The sequence below is a fragment of the Aliivibrio thorii genome (assembly GCF_057368585.1).
Genome location: NZ_CM170655.1, coordinates 996,041 through 1,018,201, shown reverse-complemented (window position 1 = coordinate 1,018,201; position 22,161 = coordinate 996,041). Strand labels below are relative to the sequence as shown.

Sequence of the window (22,161 nt, the reverse complement as noted above, 5' to 3'; positions counted from 1 at the left end):
ACAATGATTTCAAACCCTTTATATATCACCTAAATAAAGGCCTATTTATCTTTAAAATAAATGGTGTAGAATCGTAAAATCAGTATATTAAAAGTCAATTCTATGAAGTCTAAATATTTTACATTCATTTTTATCAATCTATTTATTCTTATGTCTGGATTTTACTTTATCTATAATTCTTCAAAAATTAACCAGAAGATAATACCTGAACCTCAAATACACCTTCCAATTAAAGTAAAAAAAGTAAAACATATTTTTTCTGGTGAGGTAACCACATCTTTCTTTAGCTCAGCATTAAACAGTGGTTTATCTGTAGATCATATTCTAACGCTGACTGAATCACTTAAATATAGCATCAATTTTGTAAGAGGTATCCAACATGGAGATAAATTTAAAGTGATTCTAAATAATGAAGCAACAAAAATAGACACATTAATCCTTCATTTATCAAATCAGATACTTATAGCAAAGGCAGATAAAAATGGTGTATTTCACGACCAAAATGGAGTTAATTTAAGCAATGACAGTATAGTTAGACCGCTAAAGAAGCATTATGCTATAAGTTCTCACTTCTCTAATCATCGAACTCACCCGATTCTTAAACGAATTCAGCCACACTTAGGGACTGATTTTAAGACCCCAGTTGGAACTCCTACCTTCGCTATTAACAAAGGTGTCATTATAATTTCAAGATACCACCCAATAGCTGGTAATTACATCGTTATACAGCATGATAATTCAATTAAGACAAGATACCTCCACCTTAACAATAGAATGGTCAATAAGGGTGATGTTGTATATAAAGGACAGAAGATAGGATTAACTGGTAACACAGGTAGAACTACTGGTCCCCATTTACATTTCGAGTACTTAAAAAATGATATTCCCATAAACTTTGAAAAAACAAATAAAAAGAGTATTTGACATAACTATAATAAATGTAAATATACAAAACTCAGATAACAACAAATCAATCATAACTATCATATTTAAAACGAGTATTCGCCTGATAAATGAATAAACCGAAGAGATAAGAGCTGCAGGTTAAAAATAAAATCAATTATCTCAATTATCTCAATTATCTCAATTATCTCAATTATCTCAATTATCTCAATTATCTCAATTATCTCAATTATCTCAATTATCTCAATTATCTCAATTATCTCAATTATCTCAATTATCTCAATTAAGGAACAAAAGAATAATTAATGTAAATATTAATAGTATACACTTTGGCTTTTGCGTGGTAATTATGTGAACCAAGATCACATTTGCACGATATACGTAGACATTTGCACGATATGCGTAGAAAAACATTATTTTTTTATATTCATTTTATATTTTAGTAGTACAATTAAGTTATATTATATAAGAGCACATAAAACATAATAATACATGACCACATGTAGATAATTGTTATTCGCTAGGTTGGAAAAACTCATGAATCTTCCTGATTTTGCACGGCGCCCTATTAGCCAAAATTTGCCTTGTGGGGTAAACCCTAATGCTCTTGACGACTTTTCAGAAATTAAACGTCAAGTTAATAAGCTTAATACAGTTACGTCTAAAATTTCATGGAAAATAGTTCATTCATTATCTAAAAATATCCTACTTAATGAAAGTAAAGACATCCGTTGTGCTTGTTACTACACCGTTTCAGCAACTCATGTGGATGGACTAAAAGGATTTGTTGGTGGTTTACAGGCATTATTCGATATTTGCCTCATTTATTGGTATTCCGCTTACCCAGAAGAAAGTAAGTCTACTGCTCGAATTGGTTCAATCGAGTGGCTGACTGAGCACGCCGTCCGTAAACAAAAAACATTAAAGATATCTCCTAGTGACTTACCTTTAATTGAAGAAGGACACAAATTAACACTTAAGATAGAAGAAGAATTACGCTCTCACTATGGAACAAAAAGCCCCTCTTTAGGAGGGATCCGTCGTATTTTCTCTCAGTGGATAGAAGAAATCCAAATACAAGAAGAAAAAGAGAAGAAAAGAGAAGAGTCCAAAGATAAAAAAAGCAAAAACACAGCGGAACCTAAAGGGATTAACGTTAATCTATCAATGCCAGCAATGAAAGCCCCTGTAACTAAAGTGGAAACCACTAACAAGCCAGAAAATAATTCAAAACCTTTACTTATCATTCTTATTGTTCTTGGCTTTTTTCTTTGTATGCTGTTCGCTAATTTTTTCTATAGCGACAATCAAAAAAGAACATTACGTGAACAAATAGAAACGGCCAACATCGACGACATTGTTGCCCTTCTCCCCGAGTTAGAGCGTAAAGAAGATCCGATTAAACAATCGATCAAGTCCGATATTATCAAGCGAACTCAATGGTTAGTTTCAGGCTGGGAATTAGATCCTATAAGAGTGAATCAACTTCCAACTCTAACCTTTGCAGTAGATACACTGAAAACAATTTACCCAGATTCAGCTGCAGCAAAAAGTATGCAAGAAAAACTCACATCGCAAACCATAGAATTTGATAACGCATACAAGCGTATTAACCGCCAGTTTTTAAAATCAAGGACGGTGTTTGCTAACGCAAAATCTCAAGAAAAATCCATCATAAAAGCATATGACTACAGTAATTCTTTATTCCCCTTACTTGGTCGAATTGAATATGCAGAGAAAAAAATGACATCGGCAGAGATCGATAAAACACAGCGTTTACTCAATATTTACCAACACAAAATAAATACGCTAAAAGAAGAACTTTAGCCTTGTAACTCACTGTATTACTAACGTCAAACATAACAAAAAAGTAAAACTATGAAAAACACTTTAGTTAGAAGCCCGTTACTACTCTCAACACTTATTACTGTTTTTATACTGGCTGTATTATGTGGTTCTTATCTTCTTTGGTTTCCAGAAGCCGAAGTTATGCTTGTGTGGGGAACGGCGGGAGTCATTGGTCTGCTGTACTTATTATTTAATCTTACTTTATATATAAAAAAACGAAAAGGTAAGAATAATCAAGATATTGAGACAGAAGAAGAAACTCTATCAATGGTACTAAAGCCATTACTGCATAATGCCAAGCAAAAACCAATCTACTTAGTGATTGGTAATAAGGGATCAGGGAAAAACCAATTCCTCCATGTCTCTAATGCTATCAAACCAATGGATAAAGTGAAAAGTGTAAAAAATGACTTTTTTGAATGGTCTGAATCCGATTCTGCCGTCTATATCAAACCAAATCATCGTCTTGTTTTTCAAGAGATCTCAAGCACTGACAGTCTATTATGGCGAGCATTAATAACAGAAGTCATTAACCATAAACCAAGAAAACCATTTGCTGGTTGTTTATTATTAATCGATTTTGAATTCTTGATCGTCAATGAAGATGAACAAACTGACTATACACTCAACATACTTCTACAACGTTTAGACTCAATTAAAGAAAGTACAGGAGCTACTCTGCCTCTATACCTTGTGATGAGTAAATTGGATAAATTAGAAGGGTTTAAAGAGTACATCCATTTTAGCCCATTAAAATCAAGCATTGAGTTCCTTTCTATTCCATTAAAAGATGCGAAAGGTGCCATCCTAGATTATTTTCAAGATAGCTATAAAAACATCGTAAAAGTGATGGAAGTAAGTGCGCTCGACTCTTCATCACACACAAACAACGTCGATGAAAAACAAATAATTCTCGCTTTTCCTAAACAATTTGAGTTATGCCAAACAGAAATAAAACGCATTATTGAGCGTTTAAACGATTTAAATCAAGGCTCTTATTCTATTGATATTAGAGAGGTATTCTTCAGCTCAAGTCTTCAAGGCGGTCGTAAATATAACTTATTAGCAAAAAGCTGTAGTAATTACTTTAATTTACCAATCATTGCATCTGAACATGGGCAACTCACCGAGACTCCTTACTTTACTCGATTCTTAGTTGACTCAAAAGTATTGCCTGAAGCCGACTTTTCTAGTGAAAACCAAAATTACTTACGCCGAATTCAACAAAACAGTCGTTTGGCTTTCTTGGTCTCTGTTGTTGTTCTTACCAGTGGTAGTTATTTTTTATTTCAAGCGTTAGAAAGTAATTTGCAGGTAATTAACCAGTTAATTGATGTAAAAGGCAGCGATCATGAGCAATACAACTCTGCCGTATTCGAATCACAATTAACCAATGCTCAAGAAGGGATTGAACCGACTTATGGAACCTGGTTAAGCGGAAACAAAGCGCTTGATGACGAACTTTTATCGATGAAAGTCAGCCGTTTAGAACCAACAACTAAGATCGCATACCGAGCACTAATCGAGCAAATAAATACACAATTAATGCCGATTATTTCGGAAGCGTATCGAATTCAATTAACTAAAAATCAAAATGATATCTCCCTCTCTCTCCCTCTATTAAAGGGATACTTGATGTTAAATCAACCAAGTAAACGAGACATTCCTTACTTAAAACAGCAGACCTTTGATGTACTAACTCAATTACATTCAAGCCCTGAGACTGTAAAGAAAACCATGTCTTATTTGGATGCTTATTTCCGTACCAAGTTCATACCAATTTCCATTAACATGGATCTGGTTCGTGCGACTCGCCGTAACCTTCTAGCAAAATCAAACGTTGATTTGGTCTACCTTCAAATCTTAGAGCAAGCTAAAAGTTCAGATATTGATACGCTTAATCTACAGCGAGCGGTTGGGTTTGATTTTAATAATATTTTTAAGAATCCGATCAACAATAAGAGCTTAAATATCAACAAACTATACACGTCAACTGGGTTTAGTTCGTTCTATCGTCCACAAGTAGATTTACTCTCAAAACGAGTCATCTCCGACAACTGGGTGCTTGGATTATCAAAAAACATTATTCCAAGTAACGAAGAGCAAGAAGAATTTAAAGATAAAGTTCGTAAGAAATATACCGATGACTATATTAATTACTGGCGTAACGCGCTAAGCGAATTAAAAATAAAATCATACGACAATATCTATGACTTGACGAATGCGATAGATCTTATTTCTGGTCCATCATCACCAATGACAACGATCTTAAAACAGCTGTACGCAAATACACACTATTCACCGACTGGTGACATTGGATCGTTACTGGATCCAAAAAAGAATTTAAAAAATACTTTAGAAACAGCAACTGAGGCCGTAAAAGAGATAGTTAAACCCGATTACGTTTTAATGTCTCGAGTTGAACAAGCGTTTTCTTTATTAAATCAATTACAAATAAATGAAACGAAAAACTCCCCTACCCCTTGGGAAGATATCTTAACCTCTTTGAATTCATTGAGAACATACATTAAGGATATTGCTGATTCTCCAAATGTACATCAAGCAGCCTTAGACGCTGCAAGAGCTCGAATGATAAGATCGGAAGCCGACCCTCTTATTCGACTTAAACAAATTGCTCAGAAATCACCAGAGCCAGTACGCAGTTGGTTACTTGATATAGTAAATCAAACCTGGTCTGTGATGATCACAGAAGCCAAAAAAGGCATTCAAACAAAATGGTACAGTGAGGTATACAGCGTTTTCCGTCAAACTGGGTTAAACAAATACCCATTTGATGTTAATGCAAAAGAAGATATTTCATTAGAAGATTTCGAACAATTATTTGCCACTGGCGGCATATTAAATGTGTTCATTAAAGATAATCTTGCACCATTTTATGACACCAATTTATGGACGGCAAAACGAGTAGACGGACAAGTCATGTATCTATCGCCTGAACTGCTCGTTCAATTACGAAATTACAATATAATACGCAACACAATGATCAATAAAAGCACCAATAAAGTACACATCCCTTTTAGTACTAAAGTTGTTGATCTTGATTCAAGTGCAATCCGAGCAAACATCAATGTGGGAAGCCATATGATGAGTTATTACCACGGCCCAAGTAAGGTCCAAGAGTTGCAATGGCCACCACAAAACGGAGATTTTGAGGTCAAAATTACCTTACAAGACGTAACAGATGAGGGTAAACAACATACCCTTTCTGAAAATGGACAGTGGGCTATCTATCGATTATTAGGGGATTCTACACTCTCTGATGTCACCAATAGTAGCTTTGTTAGCCATATTAAAGTGAGTGGTCGTGATATCAGTATGAAATTCACACCATTAACACAAAACAACCCATTTACTTTCTCTGAGCTATCGAACTTTAAGCTCCCAGAAGTAATTAACTAAGAAGATAAATTAAGGCAGGGAGTAACATGTCAAAGATGAATCTACAGGACTTAGATAAGTTAGATCGGAGAATTATCTCCAATCTTTTATCAAATGGTAGAGAATCTATTGCGAACTTATCACGTAATGTTGGGTTGTCTAGAACAGCCGTTGCAGAACGAATTAATCGCTTAGAAAAGACAGGGGTCATAAAAGGGTATACAGCCCAAATACGAATAAATAGCGAGAATCATGCATCTTGTTATTTGTTAATTTCGTGTGTGGTTGGACAAAAAGATGGTGTCTCAGAAGCACTGAAAGAAATCCCTGAAGTAAAGATGACCAGTATTGTTGGTGGGACTTATGACATTATTTCTTTGATTGAAGCGCCCGATTTACATCGAATTCATTATCTCTCTAGTGAAATTGAATCGATAACGGGCATTAAAGAAGTGAAGAGTACTATCGTTTTACATCAGCCTGTTTGCCGATAAGTATTCCTAAGTCACTTAAAACTATTATAGAAAGCGAATAATAAGCGCCAACTTGTTGTTCGTTTTCTATCTTATCTATCTTTAATTACTGCCTACAATTTTAATGATTGTATCCTCCTTATCGATATTCCCTAGCCAATACGTTTGACCTAACACATTCCCAATCCCATCCCCTAATTCGTTCTCAGGAATAGTATTGTTCTTAACGGTTAACTTAAGATCCCATGCCATCGGGTCACATAAGATAAACTTCATTAGCCCTATTAACGTCTTGTGCAGTCGTCCTCCTGGTAAAAAGTTGGTATACGCATCAAAATCAATATCATCGATACATAAATTGAACTTTCCAGTAAGATCCGCCATGCTCTTTCCTAGGTGCAAATCATTCCCTAATTGACAGTTCTTTTGATTCAACTTATTACGTTGTGAATCGGCGATCGTCACTCGACGATATACCCACTCTTCAATGTAAACATTGGGAAGTGAAAAGTAATGGGAAACGATACCAGAAACAAGCTTTGGTGAACGAGTACGCGTGGATAACTGGTTTACATAGGAAAGTAATTTCGCTCTATCTAAATCAACATCATTATTCTCTTGAATAACACTCGACAGACCAACTAAATGTAATAATCTTCCTGAGAATGGGTCCGTTGCATCACTTTGATATTGAATATGATAACGGTACTTTTTCCACACTCGATAAAGCATACTAATGTAACGATGATGAAAAAAATCAAAGAAATCTTTTACTGGATTATCGTCACTGTCTCGCCCTGCTAACTTTTCCGTATAAGACGCTGGTAGCGGAGAACTTGAGCCATGCAAGCCGAGAAAGTTCACTTCAATTTTTGTGTACACCTGATCATTACGTTCAACCTGAGCGATGTATTCTATATCGCTCTTGGGGAAACTCAGTTTTGGTGACACACTAAACTGTATGTACTCGTTTTTTACGTACTGATTTTCACCAATCGCATTAAATTCAATACCTGGAAAATTTTGATAGTGTTTCTCCAATAAAGATACCGCTTGGAAAAAGCTGTACTCGCAAGGTTTATTAACAATATATTCAATCATAATATTGTCTGTTGCCCAGTTAAGCTCGGCCATTCATATTCTTCACCCGTATCCTCATCAAACACTTCAAGCTCAGTAAATGAATTGATACTCGAATACAATCGAATAAACTCGTTTAGAATACTAGCGAGTAAATACATATCCCCTTCATTAACAAAGTACGTTGAGTTCATCGCAACCTTAAACTTAACACCACGAATAGCAACGCCACGAAAGACTCTATCTGTTGGATTCATACTTGCGGACCTAATACCATCAAGGCGGTGTATAGAGGCTCTGTGAGCCTGCCTATCAACACGAGAATGGAAATCATAGGTTGAGAGTAATACTTTTAACACATCAATATTAGCGAGTGATAAATAGTTCAACGACATATTGGCAATAAGCTGCCACTGTAACTCTCCATTCACTTGTGGGCTAACTGACTGAGTCGGCTTTGTTATATTGCTAAACGTGGCATAGGTTGGTGACTTGTGTGTGGTATAAATAACATCCCCCACAGATAAGCGCTCAGCTAAATCTGCATTGCTGCACACTAATTTAAGTAACACGGTTTCTGTCCCTAAATCCGATATTTGATTGTTGTGCGAATGAAAAGAGATATAACGTTCTAGCCCTCGTCCATTAATTCTTTCACTGACTTTTGTTTTATAAAAATCTCGTTTATCGCGCTGATTTATTTGATGTTCAAACGATTCAAATTCAATTAGCTGTTTCCTACGGCGCTCTGCTTTACTCCAACTTTCTACATTTTCAACTGAGTAAACTTCATAGTGCTCCTGATTTGAACTTTGAGGACGGACTTTATAATCATTACGTTGGTGATCAAGACGGATAGGATCACCATCTTGTTCGAATAAGTTCACCGCTGGTGTGCAATGCAATTTTAAATGCTTATCTTTTAAAACCACTTCAGAAGGCAAGGCTCTCGAAAAAACAAAGGACAATTTGACCGTACTGCGCTGTGGTATCCCGCTTAACCATTCAAGACCTTTAATATCAAAAAACATGAATTTATCAGGTAAAGAGAAGTACTCTTGTAATAAGCGATACCCTGAAAATGAGTTTTTGCTGTATGGCAAAATTGCTTCATCGTCATCAAAGCCCACAGGGGTAACTTGATCGGCTCGAATACGATGTTTATAACCGCCACCAACATCTAACTCTACATACTCTAAATAGCGGAATAACCAAAGATATAAACTGCGAGTAATATGCTGCTCACCATTTAAATGAAAACGTAATGTATCTAATTTTATGCGAGACAGTTCTAACCCATTATTTGCTGCTAATGTCACATGAACAGAAGAATTGGTGCGACTGTTATTTTGCTCTATCTGTTGAATACTAAGTGGATATAAAGCAACGTCATAACACGTTCTAAATAAGCATTGAGTGCCTTCAACTTGCTCACTTGCCATTTCTGCACCACGGTTTACGATGGTCTTTTCTGTTACGCTTCCTGAATGAGGAGTCAGTTCACTAATGCACATTGAAGGCACTGAACGCATGTAATGAGGCCAAAGCAATGAGATTAATGACTGTGTTAATTCTGGTAGTTCATCATCGATTTTTTCGCGAACACGACCGGTTAAAAAAGCAAAGCCTTCAAGTAAACGCTCCACATCGGGATCAAAGGTTCCTTCAGATAAAAAGTTAGTCAGCTTAGGGTGATATTTTGCAAATTCACTGCCTGCTTCTTTTAAATAAGCCAGTTCATCTTGAAAATACTTACTGTTACTCACTACTCTCTCCTACTAAACGTTAAATTGTCCATCGACGCCCATGAATATATTAATTGACATTGGGACTTTACCGCCGTTGTGCATTACTTCTCCGCCAATACCAAAGCTTAATTGCAGTGGGTTGTGATTATCTTGGCGATAGTGAACCTCAACATTTTTCAGTCTTGGTTCAAATTTTTCAATTGATGTTCGAATGTTTTGCTGAATATTACGAACCAAATTCGTGTTATTTGATAGCACATCATTAAAATCAGGCAGTCCGTATTCATTATCTATCATGGCGTTCCCTGCGTGAGTATTCAGTAAATCAGCAAGGTGGAGATGAATTGATTCTATCAGATGTTTGTGGGAGACCACTTTCTCATAGCAGTTTTTTGGTTCGCCCAATTCAATTCGCTCTAAAAGCCGGTAACCTTTTTCCATAATGACTTCTTAAAAAATAAGCGATCGGCTCAACCTGACCGCCTATATACGGTGACAAATTAGTTCTGATCTAATTTACCAACTAGTGACAAGTCAAAACTTGCCCCCATGTATTTGAAATGCGGACGTACAGACATTGATACTTTATACCAACCTGGATCGCCTTCAACTTCAGATACTTCCAGTTTTGCAGCACGTAATGGACGACGGCCGCGAACTTCTGCTGGTGGGTTCTCTTGATCAGATACGTATTGACGGATCCACTTGTTTAATTCAATTTCTAGATCAGAGCGCTCTTTCCATGAACCAATTTGTTCACGTTGCAGTACTTTGATGTAATGAGCTAAACGGTTGATAATGAACATGTATGGCAATTGAATACCTAACTTGTAGTTCATTTCAGCTTGCTTACCTTCTGGTGTATTCGGGAATACTTTTGCTTTTTGTACTGAGTTTGCAGAGAAGAACGCTGCATTATCAGAACCTTTACGCATAGTAAGTGCAATGAAGCCTTCTTCTGCTAATTCATACTCACGACGATCTGAAATTAAGATCTCTGTTGGGATCTTAGTTTCGATTTGACCCATAGATTCGTAATTATAAACAGGTAAGTCAGCAACAGTACCTCCACTTTGTGGACCGATAATGTTCGGACACCAACGATATTTCGCAAATGACTCACTAATTTTAGACGCCATCGCATACGCTGAATTACCCCAGAGGTAGTTATCATGACCATCTTGAACTTGTTCATCATAATCAAACGCTTTAATTGGGTTATCTTCTACTGAATACGGTGTACGTAGCATCATACGTGATGTACAAAGACCAACATAACGTGCATCTTCATGCTCACGGAAACCGCGCCATTTAGTGTACTGAGGACCTTCAAATACAGACTTAAGATCTTTTAAGTTAGGTAGGTCTTCGTAGCTATCTAAACCAAAAAACTTAGCTGATGCTGAAGTAATAAATGGAGCATGAGACATTGCGCCTACATTCGCCATGTATTCCATCAGTTTCACATCAGGTGATGATGCAGACATTTGGAAATCACAAATCACAGCACCAACTGGTTTACCACCAAATTGACCGTATTCACGCGTATAGATTTGCTTATAAAGACCAGATTTAACCACTTCTGGAGCATCTTCAAAGTCATCTAATACTTCGTCTTTTTTCGCTGAAATCAATTCAATTTGAATGTTTTCACGGAAATCGGTGTGATCAACCAGGTATTTCAAACCACGCCATGTTGATTCAATCGCTTGAACTTCTTCATTGTGAAGAATGGCATCGACTTGTTTAGACAACTTCTGATCAATTTCAGAAATCATTAAATCAACAAGTGATTGCTCAACTTTACTGTCGGTATTTTTGCTGCTTAACAATTCACCAATAAATGCTTCTACGCCACGCTTTGCAACATCAAAACCTTCATCACTTGGCTTTAAACGCGTTTCATTAAGAATACTGTCTAATAGTGAGCCAGATTCAACTAGTGTAGCTTCTTGTTCGGGAGCTTGTGCTTCTGTTGTCATAATACCCTCTACTCAGCCTTTTCTTCTTTATCTGCACCAAGATTTAGCTCTTCAAGTAATTTTTGACGAGCTTCTTCATCTTGAAGTACCGCGGCAATTTTCTTACGAAATGCAGGTACGTTTCCTAATGGGCCTTTCAAAGCAACAAGTGCTTCACGCAGCTCAAGTAAACCATTTAATTCAGGAACACTTTTAGCGATCGCTTCTGGTGAGAAATCTTTCATGCTGTTAAATGTAAGATCTACACCAAGTTGAGCACCTTCTTCACCGCTTAACTCGTTACTTACGTTTACGTTTACGTTTGGAGAGTAGCCTTCCAATACATCATTGAAGTTATCTTTATCAATGTTGATTGGAGTACGATCTTCAATTGGCGTCTCATCAGCACGTGCAGTAAAGTCACCAACGACCATCATACTTAGTGGTAATTCAACGTCTTCTTGCACATCGCCAGTCGCAGGGACATAACGTATATTAATTCGCTCTTTAGGAGCAACCGAGCCATCGCGGGACATAATTCTTCCTTATTTTCGTCTATTTATTTGTTATTAATGGTTAGCCATTGTTGGTACTTTTCAGGAACCAAATCCTTAGATGGATACATTTCCGTCATTGTTTTCTCAACCAACGTATCAAGCTGATTACATAAATGAGGCTCCCAACTCATTAAATTTATTTCTTCTCTTACCGCCCATATTTTTTCAATGTAAGGTAAGCACAAAGGAAGCAAGCCTACGAGGTGGTACGCTTTTATTAATTTCAATTGCAACATAAACTGCCCACGTCCAGACGTATCGGTCGTTAAACCTTGAGCAATGGTGGAAACATAATCACCTAATGTCGCTAAGGTAATATCACCTTCAGATAAGGTTTCCTCATCTGTTAATTCAAAAGGCATTGGCACCAACGCCGCGGGGGTAATCGCAGTGCGTGATGCCAGCCATTTTAGGGTTGCTTCGTCAGCAAAAGGCACTGAATTGGCAAACATTAGTTCTTCAACACCGTTTAATTCTTGAGTAAATAATACGGTTTCTTGTTTAACAGCTTCAGCCGCAGACTCATGACCTAGATTGTTCAACATCTGGTACATAAGATGATGACCACTTAACCAAAAAGGTGCATCAGTCAACGTTTTTTCAAGACGTTTAATCACTTCAGGATCGGTTTCTTGCTTTGCTTTTTCTTTATATTCGGAAAGCTGATCTTGTGATACTGCTAAGCTTATCGGTGTTTTTTTCTCATTATCGTGCGGAGGTAATTCATCCACATCACACCAGGTAGAATGACGATGTAAACGATAAGCCAAAGAAGCCCCAATATTAGAATGAAGCATAAACTCAGCAACTTTTTTTAGCGTTCTTTTTGATGCACTAGGACTTGAAAAATCTGTATCAATATCGACTTCTTTTCTCATCGATTCTTGTCTTTTTATTGGTGTTGGAGTCACCGCTTTAGGTGCTTGTTCAATAACCGTTTCAACCACATCTGGTTGCTTCACGTCTTGAACAACAGCCGTTACGGCTCCTTCTCCTGTTTGTGGTAAACGCTCCATAATGGCGTTAACCGCAGAACGAACAACAAAGAACTCTACATCTGAGTCTGAAAATGCATCTTTATATTTATCATCAATCTCAGAAATTAAGGTTAAACACACCGACCCTTGCTCCCACGACACTGCCGCAGTATTTAATTTTGGTAATACACTTTCAATTTGAGAAATAAACCATTCTATTGCACCGTCTCTTGCGCGTTTTCGTCGTGGATATAATCCATCACTAAACGTCGTTAAACTTTGTAAAAGCAACGAGAGTCCGGTTTCAAACCCGTCAAACCCTTTTCTTTCGATCAGCGCTCGAGTTAAGTAACAAATGGCTTTTAAATCTTTACTATAAGTGGTTAATACTTCAGTTGCGTTCGCTTCAACAATTTTCCAATCAACCGTTTCACCAAACAATGAACCAAACTTTTTGATCTCAAATTCCATTAGCTCATAACAGAATTCATATTTCGCTTCTTCACCAGAGGGAGACGTTTCATTGATCGGTTTTAAAAGTGTCTCAATATCAAAATTCATTGCCATTAGAGTGTTACCTGTTTTTGATAAGCATTTAAGGCTTTCTCTATCGCAAGTGCACCTTCAGCGGGAACATCTTGCTGAAAGCTTTGTTCAAGCGACTCTCTTGCTAGATTTTTTAATAACAGTGACACTTCTTTGAAGCGAGATGGCGCGTTTTCATGCAAGTCTGATAATGCAGTATTAAGCTTATCGCTTTTAAACATTAGCTCACCGGTCACCGTACCAAAGAGCACGTACTCACTGCGTTCAATTATTAATTCTGTTTTTTTAGACGTCAGTTCTACAGTGTCGCCAAAAAGCGTGATGGTTTGATTTATTTCATCAATTGCTTTTGAATAAAAATGATTTTCAGCGTTTTTATTTACGGACTCGAACACTTTATTTAGAATTTCTTTCGGAAGTACATAAGCATAAAAATAAGATTCAGCCTGTGTTTTCATCCATTCAGTGCGTAGATATTTTTCGACATCTTTTGAATCCCCAGACATCATAATATCAGCCAAAGCTTGATCTTCTTTGCCCAGTGAATATGTGTATTTCTGACGCTCTAACATTAAGTTATTCAATCCTTTCATTAACTTACTTAAACGTCGATTCACAGAAGATGAGATAACAGCATTGCGGTTAAGATGGTCATTCAGAGCGACCATGTCTTTTCTTATCGAACTAAGCTCTTCTCTTTGACGCTCTTCACTTTCACGTCGCTTCATCAAATTGTCTTTTTCTTTGTTATACCAAAACTCAATTTGATTATTTTTAACATCAACAGCCTCTCTATAAGGTGCTAATGCTAATAAATCGGCTTCATTATCATCTAGTGCAGTTGTGATTTCCCATGGCGGCTTTGTTAAGAAGGCTGCCATCTGTGCCGGTTTTATTTTTGATATTCCAATCACTGGTGCAGTTTGTGGCAGTAGATAACTAGATAGCATTGCGCCAGTAATAACGAGAACACTTGCAATCAACGCCACTTCTAAATACTTAAACATGCCGAGACGTAAAGGCTCAAAACTGTTTTCTTTTCGTAATACCAAATCTGCATTGCGTAATCGTGTGAAAATTGGCGCATGATTACTGGTACGCATAGCATCAATATCAATTTTTGCTAATGCTTGAGCAAAAGCAATCGGTGTTAATTTATGGCCTCGCGGTTTTGTTACAATTAGGCGTAATAATAGCCATACTGACTTTGGTATCTGGTGTGGTCTTTTTCGCTGCGTTAAAATCGCTTTCCAATCTGGGTTTTCTGTATACCCAATAAATAAGCAACACGTCAGTATTGCCATTGAATAAACATCATCTTGAGGATCGGACTTTCCTGTTTCTAAAAATAATGGGGACGCATAAGATAAGCTTGCTTCAGAATATTCTTTACCTTCTCCTGAATATTGGGCTGCACCGAAATCAATAAGCTTAATACCATCATCTTCACACACAATAATATTAGAAGGTTTAATATCTAAATGGCATACACCCTTGGTATGCATATATTCCAATGCACCCGCTAATTGGTATATTAACCAAGCAACATGGTCATGACGAAAGCCTTTATTATTATGTCGAGAGAGTTTCTCAGATAAAGATTCACCTTTAATCCATTTATACATAAAATAAGGGCGATCGAATTCATTCCCTAGTTTAATAAATTCAGCAGTGCTTGGATGTTGTGATACTTCAAGGTGTGTTGCTTCTGCGATAAACATTGAACGAGCGTACTCTGGCGCGTTTTCATTCAATACCTTACAGCAGATCTGTTTCTCTGGTTCACCCTTTTTTGCTAGGTGATACAGCGTCGTTTTAGTATTCTTAGATTCTATAGTATCTAATACATCGAATTGTGAAAATAATACATGCTCCAACCTTGGCTTATTTTTTTCAGCCAATGCTTGCTCATATTTTTTCTTTTTTTCGATCGCTTTTACAACTAACTGATTAATAAATTCGTTAGCTGATCCCTGCTGTTTAGACACTTATTATTCTCTTTATACCAAACCGAATTAATGAGGCTTGATTTTAATGAGTTAGTGTATGGCTTTTCAATACTGCAAAACAAAACGAACACTATCCCTAGGCTTTTAGTTAAAGTGCCTAGAAATATAGAAAAAACGCCACCACACAAATAATATTATTTTATCGGTTTGAATATTAATAATGAGCAAGTATTAAATTGGTCAAACAAAAATAAACTCGCCAGAGAATTACTGTCATGAAGATAATTCATTGATGCTATAGTCGCAATCCCCGAGGCCCCACCTAATGTACCCCAATATTCATTAGTTAAATTTACTTGCTGCACATTTGGTAATGCTTCACTTCTTGCGCCAATAGCAAAACCATAATCTTCAACATGAGCACGTTGATTGGTCATATCGCTATACACAACACCTAGGTTAGAATATGAGTTACACGCCTGTCTAATTAGACGAGAACACCCTCTTCGATCTGTTGATGCTTTATCAAACCCCATATACATAAGTTGGGATTGAGGCGTTATCTTTAATGTGTCTATGACATTACGTTTTGTTAATACCATCCCTGCCGCCCCTTCACTTGGGATCATACCCCACGGATTTTTCGCACTCATAACTTGTCTATTTTCAATTAAACTCTCTATCTCGCTAAGCGGACTATCAATAGCGATACATAGGACAGCATCTGGCTCATCTAAACTTTGCAAACATTCAGCCATAAACAGATTGCCTTGATGGTTACTTATCGTGATATTAGATAAATACGCACTGTATTGACTCTCACTCAACCAGTCTCGAATATCGTGACGAGAAAGCGAAGCTGGAATAGAAAGCAGTAATGGTAATGGTTTTAATGAAATGTGTAATCGTTCTAATAAAGGGACAAGTACTTCAATAAGTAATTGTTTTGTTTTTTCAAATAAATCATCCGCTTCTATATAATCAAGTTCAGCAACACTGTATTTGTCACCATTACTTTCATAACTTGAAAAACGGTCAATATCTGCTTTTGCAACAGCAATAGCAAGTTCCACATTCATACCTGTTGAAGTGACAATTTCACTGTCGAGAACAAATTGTCCGTATCGCTGGCTCATGATGACACTTCCTCCAAACAAGATGACGTGAGCAAATGCTCACGGTCTTGGCAATGAAAAGAGGCGGTATACAGCACTTCAACTCGCTTTTTATTCGCATCAATCCAAACGGTATATATCGGCATTACCGCCTTTTCTTCCTTGTCTTGAAAAGTGACTGTCGCTTGATATTTCTCTGTAGGAATTCGAAATGACAATGCATCATTATGACAAAATCCACTCACCATTAAACGTTCTCCGCCAATAAGATAACCTTTACATTGCTGATCGTGAGGTGCCGATTGGTAGAACCTGTCATCAAAATCAATTGGCCACAAAGGACGACGGTCTTCCTGCCATCTCTCATCAAATGTTCCAGCCCATCGGCTTCGTTCAGAGAAAAAAGGAGGTAAAGGCCCAAAGCCTGCCACTTGAACTTTATTGCTGTTCGCTTGCCAATTTTGCCCCACATAAAATACAGAAGGCACTTTCATACTGGCGAGTTCTTCATTCGTATCAGCAATGCCTGATCCAAGACGGTTTCTCTCATCCCCTCCAATAGCATTCGTATAATCAATCTCTCTCTCAATGAAAGGTTTTGCTGACGAAACCGTTAAACTGCCACTATGATCTATCCATTGTCGCTCACCAATAATGATTAATGATTTATCAATATGTTCGTCAATTAACAAACGACAAGTATGACTGCTCATCGGTTTTTTAGCGTATGTTTTTGCTTTTCCATACACCAACACATCGGTATTTTTTTTATGTATTGGGAAGTCATGATCTGAAATCATGGCAGAAAAACCTGCGTCACCAGCATAAATAGGGTCATCATTGATAATCGCAGGTGCTTCTTCTACCCATCGCCCTTCTAGCCAAGTCCATGCTCTTTTCATACTTAACACCCACACCTCATGACCTTGGCAATCACGTTGGAATCGGCCTTTTAAAGCGTATAAGTCCTGTTGTTCAATATCCCAAAGCTGCATGTTTTCCTCTCAAATTAAAACGTTCGCGGACAAGATCAATATGACTAATATTATCGAGTAAACGTGATTGCTGCTGAACACTCAATTGAGGATGCCAATGAAAATGAACACGGCTTAATATACATACTTCACGCCACAACCAAGTTCGAAAATTCGCACTTATCTCTGGGCTTTTTAAGGCTTCGATTGAAGAATCAAAAGATAAACGTTGGCCCAATCTTAATGGATAATGACTGTCATGTTTTTCTTCATTAATCCATTGATTAAACAACGACAATGCATGATCCCAATCCATTCTACTTCCAATCGCTGATGGCAATAATGGCAAGCGCTCGCCATATACAGTAAATAATGCCTCACACCATGGCATTCCTTCAATTTCATCAAGTGAATTCATATAAGAGACAATATCAGCGACTAACGCGGTTTCACCAGACAGCATAAGATGAAATGGCGCATGAGCATGTTGAATATCAAATTCACTGAACTCTTTCAAATTCAGCAGCATTGCATAAGTCGCAATCTCTTCTGATGGTAATGAATCCGGTGAATATTGTTGACGAAACCAAGTAGATCTATCCTCTTTAAGCACCAATTGTTCAAATAAAATAAGATCATAAGATCGTCCTTGATCTAGCCATTCGATGCTGCTGTCTACATTAGACAATGCAAGTTGGGAGTGTAAGTAATCTTCAGGAAGGAATGACATTGATAACCAATGTTTAATTAAAGATACACTCACACGCTGCCTCAAAACTAAACAACGAACGTAACCCTCACTTGCTTTGGATTTCCCTTCTACCAACCTTGCTAATATTTTGTCTAAACCAGAAGTATTTGAACGAAGTAGCAATCCTATGCCTAAGCTATCATCAAGATCATCAATGATAGAAAGCCCTATCAAGGTCGTTTTTTTGTCTTCTTGTTTAAGCGACTCATCCAAACATAACCAAGCTAAGACTTCTGGAAATTCATCATAGATACAGTATACAAATGCAGGAGATATACGGTGCAAAGCAATAAAAACAGATAAAAAAGACGCTAGTTGTGTTTGTAGTAGCGATAAATAATCAACACTTAAAGAAGGATATCCTTGTTGATGAAAACGGTATTGCTGTTTAATGCAAAACGACATACTTTCAGCAGCTAAGATCGCTTTATTTTGTAAAAACTCAACCTTAGCGGTTGAAAATTTACTCAATGCTTCTTGAGATTGTTTGATAATCGCATAGGCTGCAGCTTTATCCATATCAGATAAGGCGTTTTTTACATCTTCAACTAAATAACGATATTGATTCATACATCACTCTAATTAATGGCGATCGTTGAGCCCTGAATTTTTTGGGCCTTCTCTGCTTGCGAAGTAATGTATTTCGCATTAGTAGTTACTCGCCCATCTCGACCACTGTATCTGGTTTTTGTCTCACCACTTTTAAGAATTAACTCATCTTCGGTTTCAATAGTTAACGATTTAGCTCTTAAAATCATCGGCTGGTCATCATCTAATAATGAGAAAAAAATGTCTGTAAGCACAGGAAGTGAAAGATCACCATTAAGAAACTCAATTCGGCACGTTAGGCCGCTTTCAATTGCTGTTTCTAATTCAGACTTTCTAAATTGTCGTCCTATTTTGGCAAGAACCGAGGTACCTAGAGCCAGACCATCAAATTCAACATAAAGACGATCACCCAATGTTGGGTGCAAAGAAATGACTTTACCAAAACGAGGAACGCAAGCTGATGATTCAGCTTGCGAAGTATTGTCTAGAATGTCAGTAACTTCGATAGAGTTAGTTAACTGCAACCTTGCCACCTTTCACTGTTACGGTACTTGAACCTTCAATAGTAATCGCATTGCCTGATAGCTTAATTGTGCCATCGCTGCTCATAACTAAGGATGAGCTTCCAGTTTGCAATACAATCTTACTACCGCTGATAATTTGAGTTGAAGCATCTGATTTATAAGACGTATTACCTTGAACTGAAACCGTTAAGTTACCACCAACCGTTTGATTATCATCCGCTGAGACATCACTTGTTCGTGATTCTCCTACCGATAGGTTGCTGTTTTCAGTAACGCTTAAATCGTCATTTTTACCAATTGTCGTGGTGCGGTTATCACCAATATCTAACGTTGAGTTATTGGTCACCGATTGCTGTTCGTTTGCGTTGTATTTAACCGTGACATCTTGCTCTACCGTTTCGGTAAACGTACTATTTACTTGCGTAGTCTTATGGCCTTCAATGGTTTCTTTATGATCGCCCTTAATCTCATTAGTTTGATTACGATCTACGGTTAAGAACTCGTCTTGGCCAATGGTTCTAAAGCGGTTGTTAAGCACCTTTGTCGACATGTCTTTTTGAGCATGAATGTGAACCTCTTCCTGATTCGCTTCATCTTCAAAGCTTAGTTCGTTATAACCCGTTCCCTTATGGGTTTGCGTTCTAAATGCTGTTCGTGTTTTATTCTCAGGCAAAGAGTATGGAGGATAATGTAACCCATTATAAACCGCCCCTGTCACTAATGGACGATCAGGGTCCCCTTCTAAAAAGGCCACCACTACTTCATGTCCGATACGAGGCAAATACACAGCACCCCATGTTGGCGCTGCCATTGATTGACTTACGCGGATCCAACAACCAGAGTTTTCATCATTATTGCCATAACGATCCCAATGGAATTGGACCTTAATACGGCCTAATTTATCTGTGTAAATCTCCTCACCATTAGGACCAACAACAACAGCGGTTTGAGGGCCATCAACAATTGGCGCAGGGAGCTTAGGCGCTTTAAATTCAATATCACGTGGTAAACAACTAAATTGGTTTTGATACGTGGTAGGCATACCACTGGCTTCATCTTCATGCACTTGCGGATCATAACCACTGTGTGTCACTGATAAAATAGTATAATCACGATTAAGCGCTGCTCTTGGGTGCTTATTTAATATAAAACTATACCCTGGTGTTAAACGCATAACGCTACTAACAGCTTCAATCTGATGATTATCTACCACGCTTTCAGCCATTAATTCATCAGAGCGAATTTGTCCTTGGCTTGGTTCTACATAGCGCCCTGGAAAGTCAAAATAAGCGAGATCATTATCGATCGAACCAGCCGTCCCCATTTTTTGAGGAATACGAGGTTGCTCATAGTTGTAATCAGTATAGGTAACTTGACCAGTACGAACACGATTCACTGATTCTAATTCAAAAATATGCTCTCTATCTGCATTCCCTCCCCCTTCGGCCTGATAAACAATAGGTCCAACGTAAGAAGAGTTTAAAGGAGTATTAATCAGCTCTGCAATTGCATCATTTTTATCCACAATAACCATAGTATGGTTTGCGCTAGAGTGCTCGAAGTAATACCACAGTCCATGCTCAGCAAGTAATCGTTGAACAAATTGGCAATCACTCTCTCTGTATTGAAGAACATACTCTTTAGGTGAATATATTCCTGATGTATCAAAACGATAATCAGTCACTGAAGCTTCATCAAGTACTTCTGTAACTATATTAATAACAGACTTATCTTGGAAAATACGACAATCTTGACGCTGTGTTAAAAACCATAATTGTGGAACCAGAACCACTTGATAACGAGAAAAGCGACGCCCTTCACCTAGATAACGAACTTCATTAACCACACCATGAAATTGACGAGCAACGCCAACCCCTTGACCAAAAACATTAAGCAGTGCTGGTTTTCTAATTAACTCATCAAACGTAATATCTGCATCAAGTGAAAGTAATGATAGGTTGATATGAAAAGGCTTAGACAACTCTTCAACTACATTAAAGCTTTCAACACGAAATTCATGCTCTGTTCCAAGGATTTCAAACTTAAATTCTATCTCACTAACCATATCTTTTACCTGATACTAATATAAAAAGAGGGCCAACAATGTGGCCCTAACTATTTAACGCAAAGGCTATTAAGCTTCGCGTGGAGTACGCCAGTCATCGTTACCCGCAGTACCACATGTTTCATGAGTTACTTCAATTGCACGGTAAGTGAACTTAAGAACTTCTTCAGTAACACGATCAGACGTTGCAGCATCTTGGCAATGATCCATACGTGTTTGCATATCAACCAATAGTGCATCAATTAGTTTGATTGTGTAGTAATGCTCTTGCTTACCAGAAGTAGAAGTACGGTAAAAGTTAATACTACATTCAGGCAGTTTCTCACCAGATACTAAAGCGTTAAATAGTAGTGGAGAACAACGGTCTTGTTGTTTAGTTACGATCACAGGACGGTGAACACGTTGACCTGTAGGTTGACCACTTTGTGGATCACGTGGAACTGTTAATACGTGGTCAAGTTCTTGAACTAGGAATTCATCAACGTGAGCTTCCTGCCATGTATTACCAACTGAATCTGCAGAGTATGCATCTTTAGTAATATCGCCTTGATTTTGACCTTTAATTGACATATATGCTGGAGTTGGCATTCTATTATCCTTTCATTGTTTATATATAAGAGTATTTAATTTTACCAAATCGTTTATCACTACGATTGTAATGTACATACAGCAACAGCCATGCCAACTTTTAAGTCATATATAATCAATAACTTATAAAAAATATAAAATTAAAATCAATTTA

General features: G+C 37.4%; 17 protein-coding genes. 4 read left to right on the top strand and 13 right to left on the bottom strand.

What is annotated here, in order from left to right; all coding sequences use genetic code 11:
- The first annotated feature begins 102 nt into the window (after positions 1-102).
- The 4 genes from AC2IP4_RS18590 (at position 103) to AC2IP4_RS18575 (ending at position 6,644) form a co-directional block, all read left to right on the top strand.
- A complete protein-coding gene (locus AC2IP4_RS18590) occupies positions 103-924 on the top strand; it encodes a peptidoglycan DD-metalloendopeptidase family protein (protein ID WP_375320715.1) in 822 nt (273 codons plus the stop codon).
- Between the two features lie 516 nt (positions 925-1,440).
- Entirely contained in the window at positions 1,441-2,730 is a 1,290-nt protein-coding gene (locus AC2IP4_RS18585; RefSeq protein ID WP_375320716.1) for a type VI secretion system ImpA family N-terminal domain-containing protein, read from the top strand.
- Between the two features lie 51 nt (positions 2,731-2,781).
- Positions 2,782-6,171 carry a type VI secretion system membrane subunit TssM gene (gene tssM, locus AC2IP4_RS18580; RefSeq protein WP_375320717.1) on the top strand — a complete coding sequence of 1,130 codons (3,390 nt, stop codon included), beginning with the start codon at positions 2,782-2,784 and terminating at the stop codon, positions 6,169-6,171.
- A gap of 26 nt (positions 6,172-6,197) precedes the next feature.
- The gene (locus tag AC2IP4_RS18575) at positions 6,198-6,644 is read left to right on the top strand and encodes an Lrp/AsnC family transcriptional regulator (protein WP_375320718.1); all 447 of its coding nucleotides are present in this window, start codon (positions 6,198-6,200) and stop codon (positions 6,642-6,644) included.
- Positions 6,645-6,725: 81 nt separating this feature from the next.
- Here the strand turns inward: AC2IP4_RS18575 and tssG are convergent, their stop codons facing one another.
- From tssG to AC2IP4_RS18510, 13 genes are all read right to left on the bottom strand, one after another.
- Positions 6,726-7,724: a type VI secretion system baseplate subunit TssG gene (tssG, locus tag AC2IP4_RS18570; protein ID WP_375320829.1), complete on the bottom strand. Its 999-nt coding sequence runs from the start codon at positions 7,722-7,724 to the stop codon at positions 6,726-6,728.
- Positions 7,721-9,469: a type VI secretion system baseplate subunit TssF gene (tssF, locus tag AC2IP4_RS18565; protein ID WP_105055853.1), complete on the bottom strand. Its 1,749-nt coding sequence runs from the start codon at positions 9,467-9,469 to the stop codon at positions 7,721-7,723. Before tssF ends, tssG begins: the two co-directional genes overlap by 4 nt.
- A gap of 12 nt (positions 9,470-9,481) precedes the next feature.
- Entirely contained in the window at positions 9,482-9,892 is a 411-nt protein-coding gene (tssE, locus tag AC2IP4_RS18560) for a type VI secretion system baseplate subunit TssE (RefSeq protein ID WP_060992969.1), read from the bottom strand.
- A gap of 59 nt (positions 9,893-9,951) precedes the next feature.
- On the bottom strand, positions 9,952-11,433 hold the full coding sequence (gene tssC, locus AC2IP4_RS18555; RefSeq protein WP_375320720.1) for a type VI secretion system contractile sheath large subunit: 1,482 nt from the start codon (positions 11,431-11,433) through the stop codon (positions 9,952-9,954).
- Positions 11,434-11,441: 8 nt separating this feature from the next.
- Positions 11,442-11,948, bottom strand: coding sequence for a type VI secretion system contractile sheath small subunit (tssB, locus tag AC2IP4_RS18550; RefSeq protein WP_375320721.1), 507 nt, complete (start codon positions 11,946-11,948; stop codon positions 11,442-11,444).
- A gap of 23 nt (positions 11,949-11,971) precedes the next feature.
- Positions 11,972-13,507: a type VI secretion system protein TssA gene (tssA, locus tag AC2IP4_RS18545; RefSeq protein ID WP_375320830.1), complete on the bottom strand. Its 1,536-nt coding sequence runs from the start codon at positions 13,505-13,507 to the stop codon at positions 11,972-11,974.
- 5 nt (positions 13,508-13,512) lie between these two features.
- The gene (locus AC2IP4_RS18540; protein WP_486310830.1) at positions 13,513-15,480 is read right to left on the bottom strand and encodes a protein kinase domain-containing protein; all 1,968 of its coding nucleotides are present in this window, start codon (positions 15,478-15,480) and stop codon (positions 13,513-13,515) included.
- Between the two features lie 155 nt (positions 15,481-15,635).
- Entirely contained in the window at positions 15,636-16,577 is a 942-nt protein-coding gene (locus AC2IP4_RS18535) for a hypothetical protein (RefSeq protein WP_375320723.1), read from the bottom strand.
- Positions 16,574-17,551, bottom strand: a complete 978-nt coding sequence (locus AC2IP4_RS18530; RefSeq protein WP_486310829.1) for a DUF2169 family type VI secretion system accessory protein — start codon at positions 17,549-17,551, stop codon at positions 16,574-16,576. The genes AC2IP4_RS18535 and AC2IP4_RS18530 overlap by 4 nt, the downstream gene beginning before the upstream one ends.
- Positions 17,532-18,851 carry a hypothetical protein gene (locus tag AC2IP4_RS18525; protein WP_375320725.1) on the bottom strand — a complete coding sequence of 440 codons (1,320 nt, stop codon included), beginning with the start codon at positions 18,849-18,851 and terminating at the stop codon, positions 17,532-17,534. Before AC2IP4_RS18525 ends, AC2IP4_RS18530 begins: the two co-directional genes overlap by 20 nt.
- Before the next feature lie 8 nt (positions 18,852-18,859).
- Positions 18,860-19,354, bottom strand: coding sequence for a hypothetical protein (locus AC2IP4_RS18520; RefSeq protein WP_105055846.1), 495 nt, complete (start codon positions 19,352-19,354; stop codon positions 18,860-18,862).
- Positions 19,341-21,419: a type VI secretion system Vgr family protein gene (locus AC2IP4_RS18515; RefSeq protein ID WP_375320726.1), complete on the bottom strand. Its 2,079-nt coding sequence runs from the start codon at positions 21,417-21,419 to the stop codon at positions 19,341-19,343. The genes AC2IP4_RS18520 and AC2IP4_RS18515 overlap by 14 nt, the downstream gene beginning before the upstream one ends.
- A 69-nt stretch (positions 21,420-21,488) precedes the next feature.
- A complete protein-coding gene (locus tag AC2IP4_RS18510; protein WP_375320727.1) occupies positions 21,489-22,007 on the bottom strand; it encodes an Hcp family type VI secretion system effector in 519 nt (172 codons plus the stop codon).
- Between the last annotated feature and the right edge of the window lie 154 nt (positions 22,008-22,161).

Excerpts from the sequence above, each read along its gene's own strand:
- AC2IP4_RS18590 (WP_375320715.1), top strand. The coding sequence starts at position 103 with ATGAAGTCTAAATATTTTACATTCATTTTTATCAATCTATTTATTCTT.
- AC2IP4_RS18585 (WP_375320716.1), top strand. The coding sequence starts at position 1,441 with ATGAATCTTCCTGATTTTGCACGGCGCCCTATTAGCCAAAATTTGCCT.
- tssM (WP_375320717.1), top strand. The coding sequence starts at position 2,782 with ATGAAAAACACTTTAGTTAGAAGCCCGTTACTACTCTCAACACTTATT.
- AC2IP4_RS18575 (WP_375320718.1), top strand. The coding sequence starts at position 6,198 with ATGTCAAAGATGAATCTACAGGACTTAGATAAGTTAGATCGGAGAATT.
- tssG (WP_375320829.1), bottom strand. The coding sequence starts at position 7,724 with ATGATTGAATATATTGTTAATAAACCTTGCGAGTACAGCTTTTTCCAA.
- tssE (WP_060992969.1), bottom strand. The coding sequence starts at position 9,892 with ATGGAAAAAGGTTACCGGCTTTTAGAGCGAATTGAATTGGGCGAACCA.
- tssC (WP_375320720.1), bottom strand. The coding sequence starts at position 11,433 with ATGACAACAGAAGCACAAGCTCCCGAACAAGAAGCTACACTAGTTGAA.
- tssB (WP_375320721.1), bottom strand. The coding sequence starts at position 11,948 with ATGTCCCGCGATGGCTCGGTTGCTCCTAAAGAGCGAATTAATATACGT.
- tssA (WP_375320830.1), bottom strand. The coding sequence starts at position 13,507 with ATGAATTTTGATATTGAGACACTTTTAAAACCGATCAATGAAACGTCT.
- AC2IP4_RS18535 (WP_375320723.1), bottom strand. The coding sequence starts at position 16,577 with ATGAGCCAGCGATACGGACAATTTGTTCTCGACAGTGAAATTGTCACT.
- AC2IP4_RS18530 (WP_486310829.1), bottom strand. The coding sequence starts at position 17,551 with ATGCAGCTTTGGGATATTGAACAACAGGACTTATACGCTTTAAAAGGC.
- AC2IP4_RS18525 (WP_375320725.1), bottom strand. The coding sequence starts at position 18,851 with ATGAATCAATATCGTTATTTAGTTGAAGATGTAAAAAACGCCTTATCT.
- AC2IP4_RS18515 (WP_375320726.1), bottom strand. The coding sequence starts at position 21,419 with ATGGTTAGTGAGATAGAATTTAAGTTTGAAATCCTTGGAACAGAGCAT.
- AC2IP4_RS18510 (WP_375320727.1), bottom strand. The coding sequence starts at position 22,007 with ATGCCAACTCCAGCATATATGTCAATTAAAGGTCAAAATCAAGGCGAT.